This window comes from Bacillus cereus, assembly GCF_002561295.1.
In the GTDB taxonomy this organism is placed as follows: Bacteria; Bacillota; Bacilli; order Bacillales; family Bacillaceae_G; genus Bacillus_A; species Bacillus_A cereus_S.
In genome coordinates this window covers 1-20,017 of sequence record NZ_NTUG01000057.1, presented here as the reverse complement: position 1 = coordinate 20,017, position 20,017 = coordinate 1, and the positions used below count along the sequence as shown (strand labels likewise).

Genomic DNA, 20,017 nt, shown 5'->3' with positions numbered 1-20,017 from the left:
CACATCCATCAACTTAAGGTATATTTTTATACAAAATGTGGTCTTTTCACGTAGTAATTTATTATCGTTTATAGATGTTATAAAAGTGAGCATATCAAATAAACCCTGACGGGTTTGAATTTTTTACTATGCTACCTGATGAGTAGAAGTGGTATACTCATACACAACACCCAAAATATCAAAGACTGTCTTTTTCTCGTATCGATGAGATTTTCGTCCGTTGCGCTGTAGGAGGTTAAACAGACGAAGGAGAACCTTTGATAGCTCTTGGGTGTTTTTGTGTAATGCTTGGTGAAAAAGTGAAAAATAATCTTTAATTATGTACATCGCTTTATATTCACTTAGCTCTTTCTGTTTCTTACGTAACAGGAGTTCTCTCATCTTAAACATTGTAGAAGAACATAATAGGATGCTAATGAGCTGTCCATAAAGATGACATTCTAATCGCTCTTGTTTAATAGATTTACAACGATGAATTTGAAACCAGGATTTCCATATTTTAAATAACAGTTCAATTTGCCAGCGTAGTGAGTATAAATCATAGATTTTCTCTTTTGGTACCCATTCCGTAGGAATGTTTGTCATATATACCGTAATTCCTTGTAAAATTTTCGTACGCTCTGTATATGTAATTCCTTTTTTCTTTTCACGAATAGCTCGATCATGTAGGCGTTTTTGTTTTTGCTCCTCCGTACATTTATAAACCACAATGCGAGTAGGTAATTTGTCTTTGCTCCCTACATATACATCATGTAATTCATACACTTGGCCAGGTTGTAATTGGTTCATGATTTCTTCCAAATGAATTTGTATATATACCGGCCTCAATTGAGCGGGTTTTGTTTTAAATATGACTGTTTCGAATTCTTTTCTATATATCTTAGTTGGTAACTTAAGACGCGATAAATAATATCCTTGCCTATCTTGAATAGACTTAAAGTCTTGTAAACGAAAATATCCTAAGTCACGAATATATAGTTCATTCTTTTGTGCCATACCTGTTCGAGTCGCGCCATACGCTTGATCACTTCGTTTTCCTGGTTCAATTTTCACATCAGAAAATTCTCCACTCAACAAGTCATACTCTAGTTGAATTTTTACACCGGCTTTATGACTACATCCTCCGGCACCAGGATAAGTAGATGCAAATCGATCCGGCACTTGAAATGTTGTAGAATCAAGGATAAGAATACGCTCAAAGTGAGCAGAAAGAGCATGAGAAATCTTAGATAATCCCCCAATTTTAGCTTGTAGAAGTGTAGTAAATACAGTTCGGAAGAAGGTTACAGAAGCCGAGTTAAATCGCCGATTGAGTCCCTCAGGACTTAATAAAACTCCTGTTGAAGTTTCTAATTGACTACAAAGTTGAGTAAGAGGAGTAGTAGCGATTTGTTGATTTAACCATACACACAAAGATAAAAAATGGTGCCCATGGCACTTACGTTTTCGTTTCATTCCGCCTGCTTCTATAGCTAATTGATTAAGTGCAGCGGGAGACATATAGCGATATAACTCTTCGGCAAATAAAGACAACTCTTGTTTTTGATGAATATTCATAAAAAGCACGTCACCCTTTCTCATTAACATAAGAGAATAGTAACGTGCTTTTAACTTCAAGAATAGTCTAAATCCTTAAGTTGATGGATGTGGGGTTTTTCCACATCACAATCAAGTTAAGGAACACATTCTTCCCCAAAACGATAAAAATGAACTTCGGTGATATAAAAAACACAAAATTTCCATTTAGGAGGGTACTTTGAAATCTTAGCTTGATGGTGATGCATTACAACCTAAGGCAAACAATTCTCCATCCTTTACAATAATTGTATCAAGAGGAGTAACTACTTTATCAACAATTTTTGTAATTTCAATTATATTTTTTTCAGGATGTACTTCCGTTTTAAATTCAATATTTTCTACTACTATATGCGAACGTCTACCCGATGTAAAAAAATTAAAATTAGGATTCTTTACAACACCTATCTTAACTTCAAGTTCATATAAATATTGAAAGATTACATCTCTGTGCCCGTTTTTGATAATTTTTTTATCCTTCTCGACTTCTAAATATTCTTTTACTCTTATTGCAAATTCATCCGAGAAGTTCACTTTTTTTCGACGCCCCTTTCCATATTTAACATCAGAATTATAAACTAATATAATTGTATCATAGCGAAAAACAAGTTCCCATTAAAAGTAAATAAAACGAGTAACCATGCATCAGTTACCCTTTCGTCAAAACTCTATGCTATTACAATAAATACGGTATTTGAAGTAACTGAGAGAAGAGCAAACACCCTTCTGTATCAACTTGTTTCTTTCACTTTGCTTTGTGAGTGGCCCCAAAAAGAAGGAATCGTTGCCGTGCCCCTTCTAGGCCGTCTTCACCATTCACTTCATACCTTCTCTTCCAATCTCTAATCGTCCCAGGATCAACCAGAAATTTAGCAGTCATGTCAGCTATTGATTGATGACCATCTTTCTAAAGAGCTAAAATCGCCAATTTTTCAGCTGTAAAATATTTCACTCGACCCATAAAAAATACTCCCCCTTCGATAAACAGATTTTTATTTTTTATCTGTCTACCTAATGGGGAGCATATCATCTTTTTTTCAAAATGGATTCATTGTATTTAACGTAAAATACGGGTTTGTGAGGTGTTTTTAATCAAACTTTGTTTCAAAGCAAAGCCCCACTTGCAATTTAAAACAGTGATATATAAATGTGTTCCTGATTATTAATACACAGAGGATTTACCCTATTAGGAAAGTCAAATCTTTTTGGACTGCAAAAAATAACTACTTTAAATTTTTTGACTTTTATAAATCCTTATTATCAATTTCCTTAGTACTCAATAGAGAGTGTACTTTTAATTTACCATCTACCTTAGTTAGGTAATATAAAGTTTGGAATTTTTTGTATTTTTTAGCGCCATTTCCATAAAAGATTTTATAATCGTCCTGGGTTGTAACCTTGTAGCCTCCTTCTACTTCCTGCAAATCAATTAAAGACATACTAATAAACTCTTCGGTAATCCCTCTCTTTTCAATTGATTTAAGGTACTCTTTCGCTTCACCTAAAGATGTACCACTTGGATCATGGTATGCCTCAACTACAGAAATGTTACGACTATTAATCGCTTGAACTCCAGAGATATAGAAATCATTCATAAACTGAGCAACTTCATCAAACTTTGTATCCGTTGAAGTTGCTATGTAGTCGTCTTCCTCTTCAAAGGCAAGGTCAATCCTCGATTTATCTGTTACTGGAATTACGTCAGTTTTGATAGTCTTGCCATTAACATTCCTTTCGGCATGAAGTTTAATAGAACCGTCCGTTTTAACTGGTCCAAAACTTTCTGTCTCATTTACCTTTAATCCAGTACTCTTTCCATTCACGAATAAAATAGTATCGTCATGATTAGAAGAAATAGAGACGTATTGACCGTCAAGCTGTAAATAAACCGAGAATGAGTTTCCATTACCCACAGTCAAATTTATATTTTCCTCTTTTGTAATATCCCCATATTCACTTTTAAATGTACCCTTAAAACGATACTCTCCAGGAAATACAAATCCTACGGACATAGGTTTTTTAGCTTCTTTTATCTTTGTGGCCTTCTTATCATTTACAAAGACCTCAGTATTGGGTAGATTAGAAGATACCGTAAGACTGAATGGATAGAACTCAAGATAATATTGATCATAGAACAACCATTTTTTCTTATAATCTTTATTTAACATGACAAGTTGGTTTCCGTGTTTATCTGTAGTAGGGGTAGGAACAAATTCTTGAGAATTATCCAGTTCATTTGCTTGCATTTTTAACTGGTTATCAATTGTCGTAAAATTGTTTTCTTTCGTGAGGTATGAAATGTAGGAGGCGGCTTCTTTTTCGGAGATTGAATATGTTTTTTGCCCCCTATTTATAATGGATACAAGGTGGTTTGCATCCTTATCTAAGATAGCTTTTTCAAATTCTTCTACTACTGCCATTGGACTAAACAATGATGATATAAATAAGTGTACCCCAAATATAACGGCTATGAAGATCAAACTTGTATAAAAGTAAATTTTCTCTTTCTTAGATAATGGTCTCCATTTCAAATTATTGAGTATTTTTTCAAAAGGAATTGATACTGAGATTTTTTTTACTTTATCCTGTTGCTCCTGATTTGCCCTGCAATGTCCACAGACTGGTTCATCCTCCTTTAAAGGCATTCCACAAATTTTACAGGATTTCATAGTCACTCTCCCAATAAAAAATTTTAAAAGTATCCAAAGTTTTCATTCGAAATTTAGGCGGAAAAACTTAACGATCTAAATTTGTATTATTTAGCTTATCAGACTTAAATTTAAAAATATTTTGACCAGATAACGGATTTGGTATGACAGTCAGGTCTGATCTTTCATTAGGGGATTTTACCTGACTGTCCTGCGGTTGAGTATCTATAATCTCATTTTCAATGTCTTTATCTCTCCATTGATCCAGGTAATCTCCAATGATGCCTCCAGCTTGTAAATCACGAACTAAAGCTCCTAATTCTCTCATCATAATATAAGTATCAGGACCAGTATTTGCAACATCGACAGAGAGCCAAGCTTTCTCTCTATCTACTTTAAAAATGGCATAAATTATTCTTGTAAGCATCCCGAGATTTAAGTCCGCAGAAAGACCTACAGCACTATTCCCATCATTCGCAGCCATAATTCTTAAGTCAATTTGTTTATGTTTCCATACCAATCCTGTAATGATGAGGTATAAAGGAATACCAAAGTAAATTAAGAATATCAATAGGTTTAACATGATGTTATCAGATTCTAAAGGTGCCCCCAATTCAATAAGTATATTTTTAAGAGCACCTGCCAAAGTATAAAAAATTAAACTAGCAAATCCCCATATAAACCCGATTAGCAATTTGATTGCGTGTGCTTTCCTTCCTATGTAAGAAATAACACCAGTAACCTTGTCAATACTTACATCCCTAACTGTGAAGTATTCATCTACATTCGTTTCACCAACAAAAATTAAACGTTGTGTTGTAACGATAAGATAACCCATAGTAGACGAGCGAGTAGAAACTAATTGTGTATTGGGTGCTAACATGGAAAGGAAATGTTGTGGTCCCACTTTAGCACAACGATACTTCTTTATTACTTCTTCTTCCTTTGATAAACAAACTCCATGAATATACCTCAAAATCTTGTCAACTCCTTTCTGATTACTTTACACATTTTATATGCATTATTTCTGTTTGATTACTCTTTTTTCAAAGAAATATAAAAGGCATATTTGATATATAGATGGGATTATGGAATAAAATTTCATACATTTAGAATTGGATGATAAATAAATGGCGAGTTTAATACATATTTAATAGAATGCAAATTTTTAGGGGGAATGCAAATGAACTACTTAAATTCAGATGTTTATGAAGGTCAAAAGCTAATGGAATTACCACCCAATACTGTAATAGGGTTTGGTAAATCAGATGTTGGAATAATTGGAAAAGATCATACAGGAGTTTGCCTGCACCCCTCTTTATTCGAAAAACATATACTTACTCTAGGATCGATTGGAAGTGGAAAGTCGAATACAATGTATCATATTGTAAAAGCAGTGCGGGAGAAAATGTTGAATGATGATGTTATTGTCTTTTTCGATGCGAAAGGTGACTATTTAGAAAAATTCTATTGTCCGGGTGATTTGGTAATTTCTAATAGCTTAACACCTCCACCTGGCCATACAAACTGGAACATCTATAACGATATCATGTACACCCCTAAAGAAAAAAGAGAAGAAACGATAAGGGAGATTGCCGGAACTTTATTTAAGTCAGAAATTGAAAAGTCACAGTCTCCAGTGTTTGGAATGGGTGCACGAGATCTTTTGTCTGGAATTCTAACTGTTCATATTAGACAAATAGAAGAAGGAAAAGAGACATGGGATAATCACAAGTTGGCAAACTTTGTTAGATCAGCAGATGATGTAGACTTATATAATCTGTTTCTCCCCTATGAAGATTTGGATTGGCTTAGAAGTTATATCGCAGAAGATGGAGGTGCTACTACACAAAGTTTCTTGCTAACATTGTACCAAACTGTAATGAACGTATTTAACGGTACTTTTGGCCAACCTGGAGATTTCTCTATACGAGAAACGATTATAAAAAAAGGGGGAAAGGCTATATTTTTAGAATATGATCTATCCAGCGGTAACATCTTAGAACCTGTGTATACTGTTTTGCTGGACCTTGCTATGAAAGAAGTGTTAGGAAGAACAGAGCGAACAGGAAATGTTTATTTTGTGTTAGATGAATTCCCTCTTATTCCTAAGTTGAATTATATGGACAATGCTCTTAACTTTGGAAGATCATTAGGTGTAAAAGTCATTGCTGGCATCCAAAATATTGCCCAAGTAGAACACCGGTATGGGGAAGCTTATGGTAGGAGTATACTAAGTGGTTTTGGTACTGTATTTGCTTTCCGTCTTTTTGATAGTAAAAGCCGCTCATTTGTCTCAGACCGGCACGGATCAGTAAAGAAACTTATTAATTTAGTATCTACCACTCAGGGGAAAGGAACACAGGATTTATATATTGATGCGAAGGTTATAGAGGATTGGAACTTAAGTGACTTAAAGGTGGGCGAATGTATTGTTTCTTTTGCGGCTGGAAGCCCTTGCTTATTTTATCCCAAACTTTACTAGAAGACTTAAAGGATGAGTTATATGAATAAAATTTAATAAACATTAGATGAGAATGCTTATAAAGCGGTATTACTAATACAATAGTAATACCGCTTTATAGAAAGGAGAAATTTTGTGTTCGACATAACTGACTATCATGAATCAAAATGGTTTGAAATGAATCTCCAAGAAAAGAAGGATGCACTTATACGTTTAGAGAAAGAGATAGCAAGCAGACAAAAAAATAGACCAGAAATCCCTATATTTTTTGATCCAACAATGAAATCGCATGAGTTGGGTGGATACAGCCCTAACAAAAAACGTATTCGTATAAACGCGAATCTTCTATTGGATAATGAAAACCTTAATGTCCTTTATGATTTGGTAGGTACAATTATACATGAAGGATGGCATGTCTATCAATATCATGCCATGGACAACCCAGGATTTCATCCAAAACCAGGAGAGGTTGCAGTTTGGGAGCAGAACGATAGATATTATTATCGGTCTAGCGAAGACGATGCTCTCGATTCTCTCTATAGAATGCAGGGATTAGAAAGAAGTGCAAAGCAGCATGAAATTGATGGATTGAAAAGCTTTTATAAAGAAGTAGAAGAAGCAACAGGAATGTCTAATCCAGGTCTAGGGAACTACCTACTGAGAGAAAAAGCAATCCAAAACCAATTTCGTCATGTCTTTGCTACAGAATTCCTCCTCCCACATTTTACACCTACTGAGCTTAGTAAGCTTAGGAGATACCCTTCACTGATATACAGAGAAATGGATAGATTAATTAGAGAAAAGCAAATCCAAGATAAGAGAAACCAACGCAAGCCCAGGGTGAAACCACAAGATCAAGGCCAACTCAAGCCCAGGGTGAAACCACAAGATCAACGCCAACCCAGGTTGAAACCACAGGATCAGGATCAACACACACTCAGGGTGCAACAACAACGAGTCCGAAATCTTGGAGGAAAATGAAAATATCTTATCACTTTAGTTTCTATAAAAAAGACAAACTACTTTATGTGAGTGTAGTTTGTCTTTTTATATGAAAATTGTACTAGATTTATAATCTTGCAACACACCTCCTATAAATCTTTACTATCGATTTCCTTTGTCTCAAGCAAGGCATGCACTTTAAGTTCTCCATTTATATTTTTTATCTGATATTGAGATTGATATTTCTTGTACTTTTCCCCTGATTCTTTATAATCGATATGGTACTCTTCTGTTGTGGCAACCTTATATCCACCATCTGTTTTTTTCGTATTTGTAACAACTACACTTAATAGCTCTTCTGAAGCTCCTCTTGCATGAGCGGAAGCTACAAAATTTCTTATTTCACCTATAGAAGTCCCATTCGGATCATGAAACTCTTCTGTATATGAAAAATCATTGTAATTAATTGCTTTCACTTGAGATTCCAGAAATTTTTTCATGAATTTAGCCATTCCTTCATTAGGTTCAGTGAAAGCAGTAATGTACTCATCCTACTCTTTGAATACTAATGAAACATCATCAGAGTTTTTATGGCTATATTTCCCGTCTTAACTACTTTTCCATTTACTTTTCGCTCAGCATGCACTGTCACACTACCATCTGTCTTAAGGGGCCCTAGTTTTTGCATATCATTCACTGTAGTATTCGTACTCATCTGTAAAACACGATGGTTATTCTAAAGGAGTTTTTTATGCTTATTTTTCAAGTAAAGAGGAATTCATTATTTCCTATATTTATTCATACTGCCTGCAATATCATTAACTATTCATAGATCTTCATATTGCTTGTATAAATAGAATATATATAACGTTGAATATATTCTTGTTTTTCTTCGGGTTAACTAGAGTATAGACAGTTAAGGGGGGAAATAGATGTTATATACCGACGAGTTTATGGAGAGCTTGCGGATGGAAGGCGACCCTATTCCGGATGGAATTATTAAAGAATTGTTCAAAAATAGTCAGGTTGGTGCAGTAAACTCTTTGTTGAAACAATTAATTAACAATGACCAGTCTTATCCAGAAGATCTTCCTGATAACATCGAAAGTTGGCTGAGAGATACAGCTTATTGTCCAGAAGGGATTGACTGGACCCGAATGAGAAACGCAACTGACTTATTTCGGGAACATGGTATTGCTATCACTTTACTTTTATCAACAGGCTCACTTGTGTATTGTTATGCAGCACACAAAGGTGTTAAGGTCCTTACATTCAGTTATCGTTTAGGTCAAAATGCCTACCGCAGGATAGCTGAAACAGGACAATTCGTCCTTCATGTCATGGCACCAGATGGTCTTGAACCCGAAGGACAAGGAATCAAAGCGATCCAAAAAGTTCGTTTAATGCATTCGGCTATTCGTCACTTGATTCAACAAACCGGTAGATGGGACGAAAAAGAAAATGGTATCCCCATTTGTCAGGAGGATCTGTTGGGTACTCTATTAACCTTTTCTAGCGTTATCATTGATGGCCTTCGTCGTTTAGGTATGAAGATAACAGAAAAGCAGGCTGAAGATTATCTGTATTTTTGGAAAATCGTAGGATCCATGTTAGGAGTTCGGGAGGACATTATTCCAGAGACCATGGAACAATCAATAAAGTTAACAGAAACTATTGGAAGAAGGCATCATGGTCCCTCCCCCGAAGGAATTCAGATGACTCAGGCTCTTCTTGAATATCATGCAGATCTGATTCCGGGTCAGATGTTTGATAACATTATTCCTGCTCTAATTCGAGAAATCGTAGGGGATGAAATTGCCGATTGGATGGAAGTGCCCCGCTCCAATTGGCAAAAGTTAATGAAATTCAAAGAACTAATGGGTTCTCTTGATTCTGATTATTCAGGTGTTTTCGGACGTATGGCTAATCAGTTCGGGCTGGCATTGCTCAGGCGTCAGTCACTTGCTATGACCGATTATGAATATACCCTGTTTCTCATACCAACAGAACTACGAAAGGTATGGGGAATAGATGGAGATGCAAAAAAAGGGAGTAAAAATGAATAAACCATGCGTATCCTTATACTTGGCGGATGATATGTGACTGGCGGTAGCCATTTGCGCCACGAACAAGCGTATTGTTTTGTTCTAGTTCACGACATTCTTCAAATTCTTGCTAATGAACAACCTTATTTGGATTTTTGTATGTATTGTCACGTTTTTTTTTATAATGAATTTATTAATAAGGGCCGTTGCCCTTCATCCGTAAAGATTAGGCTTCTTAACTAAGATTATGTACATGTCGATGGTCATAAGAAACATCCACAAGCGTATAACTTTGTTCTTAGATTTGAGACTCAATCACCTCTTGGATATAAACTAAATGTAGCTTGTGGGTGGCTGCCTAATCCGAGTGTATGCCCAGGTTATTGAGGAGCAACTTTTAATAAAAAAACACCCATTTAGTATGTTTTTTCTGCTGCAAATATTAATCTGGTAGCTTATCTAAATTCGACCAATGGGTAGTTAACTCTCCATTTACAACGTTGGTATATTTAATTATTAATTTCTGAGTTTCTTTCAATTCGTCGATAAAACTATTCCCTACTTCCCACAACCAACAATCAACATCTACATCTCCTAAGCCACATGAAGCATCAGCTTGTGCAGTCCCTGAAACTCCTAACACAAGGATAAGTTCCCCGTCCTTATAAAAACTTATTGCATCGTAGTCATCTAACCTAGGAAATACATAATATATTTTTTCAGTCATCATCCTCCATATTCAAATGTCCATTTTGTTCAAAATAAAAAGAGTACACGTCATTAGGTACCCTTCAACAAATAAGTATGGTGCTCCAAGTTTCACCTCATATGATAACTCGTCCCACGAATTCATCATATGCTTGTCTTATTAGAATGTTTACTGATTTAATGTGTAATTTCTATATAACAAAGAAAAAAGCACCCGTTTTGGATGCTCCTAAATTTTCTCGATAACATAAACCATTGTTTTATTCAATGGTGCACAATACGAATGGTTCTCATTTTTATGAATAAATATCTCATACTTACCCATAACTTTGAATCTTTCTATTTCAGATTCATTAAATTCTGATACAGAATCACACAAGATTGTTATTTCCGTATCAGAATTGCATAACAAATCATAAATTTGTCTTTCAGTATAAATTCCACCTACTGATAACTTTTCTAATATTTCTATATATACCATTATTACTCCACCTCTCCCGATTTATTTATTCTACAAAAACCATAATTATCCTTTTTGGTAGATAAAACAAAAAGCCATCACCGAAGTGACAGCTCTAGAGGGGATGGAAGAGCGATAACAAATGGCAATAAGTATCTCTTCAAGAATAAGATTACTCTCTTTCTTTTCTCGATCACCGAACTATATACTTTCAGCTACGCGCTTTGCGTCAGTGACCGAGAAAAGAGCGAAAGCTCTCCTCATTTATACTCCGTAGAGTCGGATATGGGTTATCCTTTAATTTGTATCAAGACGTATCATTTCTTCCGACGCCTTGCGTGAGCAAACATGAATAGTGACCAAGGGGGAACTGTCCCATATTTGCTCATGCAAAGAGCCGGCTACTCTTTGCCCTCGTTAGTAAGAATTGTGAGTAATTACTAATGCGAGATACGTATACTTAAAATTTTGAAATGTTCGATTCATCCAATCATGGACCATCACCCCATTTCATTTTCAAATGTGGAAATCATAAACATGGCATCTAGTATTATATTTATTATCAACCCAGAGGACGACTTCTGAGCTGAATGATAAATACAATAGAAACAGTATGACGAATGCGAGTAATATCACACCCGCCACACTGGAATATATTTTAGTTTTAATCATTTAAGGGAATCTTTCCACCCTTACGGCAAGATTCTTACCGCCCATGCTCGCCCTTCCGCGGTATACGTTAAGGAGTACTAATCCTCTTCGATATGCGGTTTTCAAAGAGCTTGTAAGATAATGATACGGTGATTCAAACATCTAGATATCCTCTCCTTTATCACTACTTTATCGGCTATTTATCGGTACTTTTCACTAAAAAAATAGTATTATAGATATGTTTATATATTTGTAATTAAATTGAAATACAAGTAGAATTTACTAATGTATATATAGAATCTTGGAGGGTAATAATTATGGAAGAATGAGTATTAATACCATAAGAATTGCAAGAACAAGCAAAAAGAATGAGCTTTTCTCTTATCACCGCGAATGTGGAAATAGACATGGAGATTAATAAGATTGAATTACTGATGCTGGTACAAGGAATACTATCTTATCCTTACTAAACTTTATAAGGAAGAAACATACCGCTCCCATCTTCTCCGATTTCTCCAGGTAATCTAACTGGTGCTGCGCAATGTTCTTCAAATCAAAACGTGTGTCCTTCTCTGTAGACTTTGCTTCAAATGCGATAGCTCGTCCTCTATACACGCCATCATAGTCTACTGTACTTTTAGCTTCATAGAATCCGTTTGTCACTTGGCTCCCCTTACTCCTAATTACCTTCACAGAAGTCGGACGCTTGTTTATAAGCGCCACTCCCTCACGTTGATTTCGTTCGATAGATTAATAAGCTTCTCAAAATGCATTCCTCGGTTTCCTAATGCCATTGTTATTCCTCACTTTCTATTCAAAGGATTATTTTGTTTAAATTTCGCTTAATTCTTACCGCTAATCATTTGAATATTAAAAATTAGTTATATAATGAATTTAATTTAAAGTTAGGAGTGATTAAATTACCAGATACGATAAACCTCGTTCTTTCCATCCTTATAGCGATTAGTGCTGTTTTTTATTTGATAAAAGAATTACAAAGACCTGAGAAAAAAGTACTTTGGATTTCACTAGAATGTTTAGTTCTTTTCTGGGCTATATGGAGCATATCGACTATCATAATCTAATTTGCAAATTATAATTTCCTCTGAATAAAACTCAATATTCCGTCAATACTGTAGACAACCCATTTCTTAACCTGAGCAGTTAGCTTTTGCTAGCTGCTCTTTTTAATATCAGCCTGTTCCTTGCATTTTTCACAGTAGACCCTGTCTCCAATAACTATTGCGGTGTTCCACATCTGCATTCCCACCACCAGCCACTATCTAAATAAGCCTGTTTCGGGATTAAGTGTTCATGTTTATATTGATCTGCCCATTTAGCTCTCCTCACTTCTACATCAACGAAATCAATACCGAAATCACACTTTCCACACTTTCTAGCTTGTCCTGCCATTTCAGCCAAGAATATCTGTGAATACTCACCATCACTAACTTGATATGCTTTCATATCCATTCCCCTTTTCTACAAAATGAAATTTTTATCGTTTTCCGACAGAAGACTCCTTCCTCAAAAATGCATCCATGATTTATCTAACGATGAAGGAGCTGTCGTTGACATTGATGGACATAGAAAAGGAGCTTATAGAGATGCAGAAGGCAATCTTCATATTGTAGATACAACTTGTACCCACATTGGATGCGAAGTTGAATGGAACAATGGTGAACGTTCTTGGGATTGCCCATGCCACGGTTCGCGATTCTCGTATACAGGAGAAGTACTTGAAGGGCCTGCTGAAAAGCCATTGCAAAAGTATAACTATAAAATGCTAGATAATCTTACCTCAGAAGACTCTGGTTATTAATAAAAAACACTTAAGCAAAAACAGATAAATGCAGCTTTAGAATAAAAATTGATCAAATTAATACTAATAGCCTTGTTAAACAAGCAAAAAGAAAGAGCGTGTTTTGAAAAAAGATTACTCAAAACACGCTCTTAATATATTTTATTGAATCATTCTTTTATAAAAAAGTTTGATCATTTCTATGATATTTCCTCCATTTCCCCCATATTTCTTATCTCCGAATCTGTCCATTGCCACGAATCACATATTTTGTGGAAGTCAATGCAGGAAGCCCCATTGGTCCCCTTACGTGCAGCTTTTGGGTACTGATGCCGATTTCTGCACCGAATCCGAATTCAAAACCATCAGTAAAGCGGGTCGAAGCATTATGGTAGAGCGCCGCGGCATCGACGGACGTGAAAAACTTGCTGACGTTTTCCTCATTCTCTGTAATAATCGCTTCAGAATGCATGGATCCATAAGTATTTATGTGATTAATCGCTTCTTCGGCAGAGGAAACCACTTTGACAGCCAGCGTGAGGGATAAAAATTCCTTTCCCCAGTCTTCTTCTGAAACCGGTACAATAGAAGAATCAATTGCCAATACTCTATTATCGCCACGTAGTTCCACTCCTCTTTCCTTCAAGAAAGAAAACAGCTCGCTACCAAATCTCTGCGCCCAATTCCCATGAAGTATAATCGTTTCAATTGCATTACATACAGATGGACGCTGCGTTTTGGCATTTATGATAATATCAAATGCCATTTGTTTATCCGCTGTTTCATCAATGAAAATGTGACAATTTCCCGCACCTGTTTCTAGTACTGGAACAGACGCTTCTCTCACTACAGTATCTATTAACTGCTTGCCACCTCTTGGGATAAGAACATCCAAGTACTCGTTTAATGTAAACAGCTGCCTTGCGCTATCTCTTGACGTATCTTCTATGAGCTGTACGCTTTCTGGGGGCAAGCTCGTTTTGTTGAGCGCCCGATGAATAACAGCAACGATAGCTTTGTTAGAATAAGTAGCGGAAGAACTACCACGCAATATTACTGCGTTTCCCGTTTTTAAGCAAATTGTGGCCGCATCCACTGTCACGTTCGGCCGGGCCTCGTAAATCATCCCCACAACGCCTAGTGGTACGCGCATCTCCTGAATAGATAATCCATTTGGCCGCTCCCATGCACTTACACATTCTCCAACAGGATCACGCAAATCAATTAGCTGCTTGATACCCTCTGTCATATCAATAATGCGCTGTTCCGTCAGCATGAGGCGATCAAGGAGAGAAGCAGAAAATCCTTTTTCCTTCCCTTCTTCGATATCCCGTTTGTTCTCCTCTAAAATATAAGCTGTTTCGATGATCAATTGATTAGCAATCGCAGCAAGTGCCTCGTTTTTTTGATCTGTGGATTTGAGCACAAGTTCTCCAGCAACCTTCTTTGCTTTTTGTCCCTTTGCCAACACTTCAGTCATTTTCATTTCCTCCTTTTTAAAGATGAATAGGTATAAAATTTGAGACCTGTTTAACTTTGGTAAGGCACTACCACTAAGTCTTTCCTGCCTAGATATGAGTTGAATCGATTGAAGAATTAGAGTCAAATTTATAACGGTGGCCCCTACGCTCTACACTTGGATACGTCCACTCTATTCTTAAAATGAAACCCAATTATCCCTATGAATGACTTCATAGCTATGCCTTTCGCCTTGCGCTTGAATATCATGACTTTGCATACCTTTTAGATCCCTCAGTTCCTCTGCACTATATCTGCACAGTCCTTTTCCAATAATGCGGCCTTGTTGCGTTACAACTTCCACGACTTCGCCAGCTTGGAAAAATCCTGACACACTAGTAACACCAGCAGGAAGAAGACTCTTTCCATGCTGAATAATGGCAGCGGCTGCTCCTGCATCCACTTCAATTTGGCCGCTAACAAGCGAATGTAGCGCGATCCATTGCTTGTTCATCTTAATCTCTTTTTGAGGAGCATTACCAATATACGTTCCATCACCTTTCCCTTTCAAAACATCTAAAAACTTCTCCCGTCCATGTCCTGTTCCGATGAATACACTTACCCCAAGAGATAGTGCCGTCTTTGCAGCATCGATTTTCGATTTCATACCGCCAGTTCCTAGTTTTGAGCCGGCATCTCCAGCAAGAGAAGCGATTTCTTCCGTAACCTCAGGGAGAAAGTAATACTTTTTCGCGTCCGCATTTTTCTGGGGATTCTGGTCATATAAACCGTTCACATCCGTAAAAATCATAAGCATATCCGCTGAGACAAGTCCGCTTACCAAAGCTGACAGCATATCATTATCACCAAACGTCAGCTCCTCTAAAGAAATAGAATCATTTTCATTGATTATAGGAAGAGCAGAACGGTTTAGTAGCTCTCCTAAAGTGGCGTAGGCATTGCTGTATTGATCTTTTCTAGAAAAATCACTTCTCGTTAGCAAAAGCTGCGCGGTAACAATCCCATATTTACGGAATTCCTCCGTATACGCCTGCATTAACAGACTTTGTCCGACAGCTGCGGCAGCCTGTTTACCCTTAATTGTCACAGGTCGGCTAGGATACCCTAGAGCAGAAAAACCTGCAGCAACAGCTCCAGATGTAATTAGTAAAACTTCATGCCCTTCCTGTTTCAATCGCGCCAAAGCGGCAACGTGATCTGTAAGCCGTTCCTCAGAGATGCCTCCATGATTAGCTGCCAAGGAACTGCTCCCGATTTTTACAACAATTCGTTGTTTTTTCACTTTTGTACCCCCTAGTCTAAAATCAAAGTTTTTTGTAAATTACACTTTTATACATGCGGTTTGCAGCAATGTCTCTTTTCATCAATGCTTTGCCTATAGTAATAAAGAGCAAAATAAAAATGACCGCTTCGCCCTTAATAAAAAGGACGAAACGGTCATTGTTCCGCGGTACCACCTTCATTGATATACATAGATATCCACTTGGCGCCTATAACGCAGGCGTACGCCTAAACTTTCATTTAAGACTCGGGGATAGGTTCGATACTTTCTATACGAGGAATCTTTCAGCCGGTGAATTCCACTCTCTTTCGCAAGAAGACATATGTACTAGTTCCCTTCAACGATTTTCAATTTAATTTTTATACATTATGCGATATAGTTCGTTTTTGTGTCAAGAGGTATTTTGAAAATTTAATAGGGCGACAAGTTTTACGTATGAAATTATGTACACATTGTATGAACATCAATATATGTAGAAAACATTGATATAACTATACCTATTCTCTTATTCATAAACATATAGCCTTCTAAATATCTCTTAGCATGCAACAAAAAGAGCAATTCATGTCAAAGTATACAACTTCCCCTATTCTTTATACGATTGATAGGATGTGTTGCTATTCTTCAACATGTTTTTTAATGTTTCCGGATAGTATTATATTACACAAAATATTAAATTATAGTGCATATACTTATTTAGTGCCGAATAAAATTGATTTCTATATTTTTGTATTGCAAAAAAGATTACACTCTCTTAAAATGTTTCTTTATATTGTATGGGATATTATTTATTTTTTCAGAATAATAATTTCAAACCGATAAAATTGATTATAAAAGGAGCAAGATCAAATTATTATGAATAAACAAATTGGATTCATCGGATGCGGAAATATGGGGATGGCCATGATTGGCGGGATGATAAACAAAAATATAGTGTCTTCAGATAAAATCATTTGTTCAGATTTAAACGTTACTAATTTAAACAATACTAGTGAAAAATATGGCTTAACTATAACTACTGATAACAATGAAGTAGCTAAAAATGCCGATATTTTAATTTTATCAATCAAACCAGACCTATACTCATCAGTAATTAACGAAATAAAAGAGCAACTAAAAAACGATGTAATAGTCGTAACTATTGCTGCAGGAAAAAGCATTAAGAGTACTGAGGATGCTTTTAGTAAAAAGCTAAAAGTTGTAAGAGTGATGCCTAATACACCAGCCCTTGTTGGCGAAGGAATGTCTGCGTTATGTCCTAATGAAATGGTTACAGAAAAAGATTTAGAGGATATACTAAACATTTTTAATAGTTTTGGCCAAACAGAGATAGTAAATGAAAAATTAATGGATGTTGTAACATCTGTAAGCGGATCTTCTCCAGCATATATATATATGTTTATAGAAGCTATGGCTGATGCTGCTGTACTAGATGGTATGCCAAGAAATCAAGCATATAGATTCGCAGCCCAGGCTGTATTAGGTTCTGCAAAAATGGTACTAGAAACAGGAATACATCCAGGCGAATTGAAAGATATGGTTTGCTCTCCAGGCGGAACGACTATAGAAGCTGTAGCAACATTAGAGGAAAAAGGGTTAAGAACAGCCATCATTTCAGCTATGAAACGTTGTACGCAAAAGTCAGTTGAACTATCCGGTCTAAGTAAAGAGTAAAAACTAAGTTTAAAGGAAGCCGGTTAAGATATAGTTAACAAGTGCACATATCTATATATAGATGTAAACTATATTCACATTTGATTTACATGATGTCTTATTTTCAATAGCAACCAAAACGGACAAATTCATACCTATTTGAGTTTGTCCATTTTGTCTTTTTTATTATTCTAAAATAATTTTATGCATTCCTATTTTCATACCTCTTTTGGTACCTCCTGTCTTACACCCTCATTATTTCCGATTGATAGGTTGAAACACTAAAATTGTATATATTGGCGTTAGGCGACGATGTTCAAATAAAGATATTAAAACATTACATAGCTTTTAAGAGAATTAAAAACTTCGCATGCCTAGAAGTACACCCGCAAACAGGTAAGATTTTACTTTATCGAGTATCAAACCTGATGCTAAACTCAACTCTTCAATTTCTTTACTGCTCCAGCATCCTGTCAGAAATATAAAAATCGACAACGAAGCTAAAAGGAACCGTACCTAATTACGGTTTTATTTTATGCCGTCTTCCCTTTAATCGCAAGATAACAAGAAGGAGCAGTGGCTGTAAACCAAATAAAAACATCGCAGTATTTCCAATCATATCCCCGAATTTAAATAAGTCATTTATATTTTTTAAAGTCATAGCAATGATGTAAATAATCGGGAGCAAGCCAAACATAAAAGGGTGAATGCTCTTTTTAAAGAGTTGTGCCAGTCCCAAAGCAGCAGCATAGAGGGACATCGTATAGATAGCAAACATCTGCATAATCCATATTACGAGCAACAAAGACTCAAAACGTTCAAATATCAAACCTGGAATTTCAAAACTGCGCATGAGATCAATTGTCGGCCATGTTCTTGTTACAACCCCATCGACGGATAATGAGCCGATGACCATTACGATAGTTATTACGTAAAAGATTAATGGAATAGAAACTCCTACTAGAATGACTTTTACTGCTTTGTTTGGCTGTTCCATAAACATTAAAAGAATTAACATGATTTCAGGTCCTGTATATGCGAGAGTTGTTGTCTTTATCCCATTTAACACTGGCGTGACTCCTAATCCTAGTACGGGACGTAGATTATCTATCTCAAATATTCCGAGACCCAGCAAGGAAACTAATAAAAAAACAAGAATCGTAATAGGTAATATGATATCAAACAGCCGGACAATTGAGTTGATGCCGCCCATAATCAAATAGAGGCCTATCCACATAAACGGCATGATAATAGCCCACATAGGAGTTCCTTCCAACAAAAACAAGCTCGTTACTTCTGCCATTGAACGGATTTGAAACCCAGAAGTTGCAAGAAAATAACATACAACAAGTAAACTAAGTAACCAACCTATCCATTTCCCTACAATTTCTTGGCTGTATTGATAAAAAGTTTTTCCCGGAAAATGCTGACCTAGTTTGACGATGATTACTCCTGCACCCATCGCGATTATCCCACCTAAAATCACACTTATCCATACATCTGGTGTTTTCACCTTTTCCGCAACTGTCCTGGGTAGGGTGAGGATTGCTGTTCCAAGTATAAAATTAACGACGACAACAATCGCTTGCGAAGTTTTTATTCGGTCTTTGGGCTTGGTAATCACTGCGAGTCACTCCCTTTCGTTATGAGCTATCCTTTATGGGTAGAATTTTTTGTGTGCATCATCTTCGGTTGGTATCCCATCCAGTAAAATCGCTACCTGTCCTTTCATTAAGGTATTGATAACCCAATCGGGACATTCTGTATTCTAAACTTTTAGATTTCTTGCCTTATAAGTTCTAAATCTGAGGTGAAATGAATTGTTGAATTTTGACAAGACGGCTTAGATTGTTGTTTAATATTAATTTGGATAGTAGGTTTTATATCTGTTTGGCCTTTGATTTCCCCCATCTCATTCTTATCACTTTTTCTGTGATATACGGACCCAATGAAAAAAATCTTGAGATAATATAGAGAATTAAAAATACAATAAAAGCTTTAAAAAAATCCCCTAATGCGGAAGATAGGAAACAATCATGTTCTACATTATTATCATCTTTTAAATGTATCCCCCCCTAGAAGTAAAATTCTATAAAAGCTGGTATTTGCTTAATAAAAAATTCCTAAAGGATTAAGAACTAGAATGCTGGGTATTAATCGTATTCAATACTGAATGTTGATTACCACTGAGTCTTTCTGTCCAAAATTACAATTTTCTAGATATTATTTCCTTTTGGACTTATTTATATGCTGAGACTTAAATTGAAAATAATATACGTATGGGGTACAGCCACACATCCATCAACTTA

At 36.1% G+C, this 20,017-nt stretch carries 16 protein-coding genes, 5 pseudogenes and 1 other annotated feature; of the genes and pseudogenes, 6 read left to right on the top strand and 15 right to left on the bottom strand.

The window, feature by feature from the left end:
• Positions 1-126: 126 nt before the first annotated feature.
• From CN373_RS23995 to CN373_RS23975, 5 genes and pseudogenes are all read right to left on the bottom strand, one after another.
• Positions 127-1,557: an IS4 family transposase gene (locus tag CN373_RS23995; protein WP_111901927.1), complete on the bottom strand. Its 1,431-nt coding sequence runs from the start codon at positions 1,555-1,557 to the stop codon at positions 127-129.
• Between the two features lie 207 nt (positions 1,558-1,764).
• The gene (locus CN373_RS23990; protein ID WP_001011591.1) at positions 1,765-2,109 is read right to left on the bottom strand and encodes a DUF3942 family protein; all 345 of its coding nucleotides are present in this window, start codon (positions 2,107-2,109) and stop codon (positions 1,765-1,767) included.
• Positions 2,110-2,320: 211 nt separating this feature from the next.
• Positions 2,321-2,467, bottom strand: a pseudogene (locus CN373_RS23985) (helix-turn-helix domain-containing protein); the annotation flags it as partial.
• Positions 2,468-2,819: 352 nt separating this feature from the next.
• On the bottom strand, positions 2,820-4,244 hold the full coding sequence (locus CN373_RS23980) for a zinc ribbon domain-containing protein (RefSeq protein ID WP_098360314.1): 1,425 nt from the start codon (positions 4,242-4,244) through the stop codon (positions 2,820-2,822).
• A 67-nt stretch (positions 4,245-4,311) separates the two neighbouring features.
• A complete protein-coding gene (locus CN373_RS23975) occupies positions 4,312-5,199 on the bottom strand; it encodes a hypothetical protein (RefSeq protein WP_001269067.1) in 888 nt (295 codons plus the stop codon).
• Positions 5,200-5,406: 207 nt separating this feature from the next.
• Between CN373_RS23975 and CN373_RS23970 the strand changes: the two genes are divergently transcribed.
• Together CN373_RS23970 and CN373_RS23965 are read left to right on the top strand one after the other, a co-directional pair.
• Complete coding sequence (locus CN373_RS23970; RefSeq protein ID WP_001108498.1) at positions 5,407-6,708, top strand: type IV secretion system DNA-binding domain-containing protein; 1,302 nt, start codon at positions 5,407-5,409, stop codon at positions 6,706-6,708.
• 114 nt (positions 6,709-6,822) lie between these two features.
• Complete coding sequence (locus tag CN373_RS23965) at positions 6,823-7,668, top strand: hypothetical protein (protein WP_000459719.1); 846 nt, start codon at positions 6,823-6,825, stop codon at positions 7,666-7,668.
• A gap of 110 nt (positions 7,669-7,778) precedes the next feature.
• On the opposite strand, the gene CN373_RS23960 is transcribed toward CN373_RS23965, so the two are convergent.
• Both CN373_RS23960 and CN373_RS26240 read right to left on the bottom strand, forming a co-directional pair.
• Positions 7,779-8,141: a TcaA NTF2-like domain-containing protein gene (locus tag CN373_RS23960; protein ID WP_176540942.1), complete on the bottom strand. Its 363-nt coding sequence runs from the start codon at positions 8,139-8,141 to the stop codon at positions 7,779-7,781.
• Between the two features lie 53 nt (positions 8,142-8,194).
• Positions 8,195-8,344 carry a TcaA 3rd/4th domain-containing protein gene (locus tag CN373_RS26240; RefSeq protein ID WP_002056706.1) on the bottom strand — a complete coding sequence of 50 codons (150 nt, stop codon included), beginning with the start codon at positions 8,342-8,344 and terminating at the stop codon, positions 8,195-8,197.
• A gap of 217 nt (positions 8,345-8,561) precedes the next feature.
• On the opposite strand from CN373_RS26240, the gene CN373_RS23955 reads away from it, so the two are divergent.
• Entirely contained in the window at positions 8,562-9,695 is a 1,134-nt protein-coding gene (locus tag CN373_RS23955) for an oxygenase MpaB family protein (protein ID WP_098360313.1), read from the top strand.
• Positions 9,696-10,116: 421 nt separating this feature from the next.
• Here the strand turns inward: CN373_RS23955 and CN373_RS23950 are convergent, their stop codons facing one another.
• The 4 genes and pseudogenes from CN373_RS23950 to CN373_RS23930 form a co-directional block, all read right to left on the bottom strand.
• Positions 10,117-10,404, bottom strand: coding sequence for a hypothetical protein (locus tag CN373_RS23950; RefSeq protein ID WP_133116045.1), 288 nt, complete (start codon positions 10,402-10,404; stop codon positions 10,117-10,119).
• A 207-nt stretch (positions 10,405-10,611) separates the two neighbouring features.
• Positions 10,612-10,863 (bottom strand): hypothetical protein, encoded by a 252-nt coding sequence (locus CN373_RS23945; protein ID WP_000262508.1) that lies wholly within the window; start codon positions 10,861-10,863, stop codon positions 10,612-10,614.
• Positions 10,864-11,910: 1,047 nt separating this feature from the next.
• A pseudogene (locus CN373_RS23940) lies at positions 11,911-12,287 on the bottom strand (Holliday junction resolvase RecU); the annotation flags it as partial.
• A gap of 445 nt (positions 12,288-12,732) precedes the next feature.
• A complete protein-coding gene (locus CN373_RS23930) occupies positions 12,733-12,960 on the bottom strand; it encodes a hypothetical protein (RefSeq protein WP_111901905.1) in 228 nt (75 codons plus the stop codon).
• Between the two features lie 55 nt (positions 12,961-13,015).
• Here CN373_RS23930 and CN373_RS23925 point away from each other — a divergent pair.
• A pseudogene (locus CN373_RS23925) lies at positions 13,016-13,315 on the top strand ((2Fe-2S)-binding protein); the annotation flags it as partial.
• A 211-nt stretch (positions 13,316-13,526) separates the two neighbouring features.
• Here the strand turns inward: CN373_RS23925 and CN373_RS23920 are convergent.
• On the bottom strand, positions 13,527-14,774 hold the full coding sequence (locus CN373_RS23920; RefSeq protein WP_000141225.1) for a glutamate-5-semialdehyde dehydrogenase: 1,248 nt from the start codon (positions 14,772-14,774) through the stop codon (positions 13,527-13,529).
• Between the two features lie 177 nt (positions 14,775-14,951).
• Positions 14,952-16,055: a glutamate 5-kinase gene (gene proB / locus CN373_RS23915; RefSeq protein WP_098360311.1), complete on the bottom strand. Its 1,104-nt coding sequence runs from the start codon at positions 16,053-16,055 to the stop codon at positions 14,952-14,954.
• A 139-nt stretch (positions 16,056-16,194) separates the two neighbouring features.
• Positions 16,195-16,405 (bottom strand) — a binding site (T-box leader).
• A 505-nt stretch (positions 16,406-16,910) separates the two neighbouring features.
• On the opposite strand from proB, the gene proC reads away from it, so the two are divergent.
• Together proC and CN373_RS25980 are read left to right on the top strand one after the other, a co-directional pair.
• Positions 16,911-17,729: a pyrroline-5-carboxylate reductase gene (proC, locus tag CN373_RS23905; protein WP_098360310.1), complete on the top strand. Its 819-nt coding sequence runs from the start codon at positions 16,911-16,913 to the stop codon at positions 17,727-17,729.
• A gap of 266 nt (positions 17,730-17,995) precedes the next feature.
• A pseudogene (locus CN373_RS25980) lies at positions 17,996-18,061 on the top strand (hypothetical protein); the annotation flags it as partial.
• A 49-nt stretch (positions 18,062-18,110) separates the two neighbouring features.
• Here CN373_RS25980 and CN373_RS25975 read toward each other — a convergent pair.
• Both CN373_RS25975 and CN373_RS23895 read right to left on the bottom strand, forming a co-directional pair.
• Positions 18,111-18,203 (bottom strand): annotated as a pseudogene (locus CN373_RS25975) (spore gernimation protein GerA); the annotation flags it as partial.
• A 25-nt stretch (positions 18,204-18,228) separates the two neighbouring features.
• Positions 18,229-19,332, bottom strand: coding sequence for a spore germination protein (locus tag CN373_RS23895; RefSeq protein WP_000628983.1), 1,104 nt, complete (start codon positions 19,330-19,332; stop codon positions 18,229-18,231).
• Positions 19,333-20,017: the final 685 nt, after the last annotated feature.

Bases quoted from the DNA above. Each gene is read 5' to 3' on its own strand.
- CN373_RS23995 (WP_111901927.1), bottom strand. From the start codon at position 1,557: ATGAATATTCATCAAAAACAAGAGTTGTCTTTATTTGCCGAAGAGTTA.
- CN373_RS23980 (WP_098360314.1), bottom strand. From the start codon at position 4,244: ATGAAATCCTGTAAAATTTGTGGAATGCCTTTAAAGGAGGATGAACCA.
- CN373_RS23970 (WP_001108498.1), top strand. From the start codon at position 5,407: ATGAACTACTTAAATTCAGATGTTTATGAAGGTCAAAAGCTAATGGAA.
- CN373_RS23960 (WP_176540942.1), bottom strand. From the start codon at position 8,141: ATGGCTAAATTCATGAAAAAATTTCTGGAATCTCAAGTGAAAGCAATT.
- CN373_RS26240 (WP_002056706.1), bottom strand. From the start codon at position 8,344: ATGAGTACGAATACTACAGTGAATGATATGCAAAAACTAGGGCCCCTT.
- CN373_RS23955 (WP_098360313.1), top strand. From the start codon at position 8,562: ATGTTATATACCGACGAGTTTATGGAGAGCTTGCGGATGGAAGGCGAC.
- CN373_RS23950 (WP_133116045.1), bottom strand. From the start codon at position 10,404: ATGATGACTGAAAAAATATATTATGTATTTCCTAGGTTAGATGACTAC.
- CN373_RS23945 (WP_000262508.1), bottom strand. From the start codon at position 10,863: ATGGTATATATAGAAATATTAGAAAAGTTATCAGTAGGTGGAATTTAT.
- CN373_RS23930 (WP_111901905.1), bottom strand. From the start codon at position 12,960: ATGAAAGCATATCAAGTTAGTGATGGTGAGTATTCACAGATATTCTTG.
- CN373_RS23920 (WP_000141225.1), bottom strand. From the start codon at position 14,774: ATGACTGAAGTGTTGGCAAAGGGACAAAAAGCAAAGAAGGTTGCTGGA.
- proC (WP_098360310.1), top strand. From the start codon at position 16,911: ATGAATAAACAAATTGGATTCATCGGATGCGGAAATATGGGGATGGCC.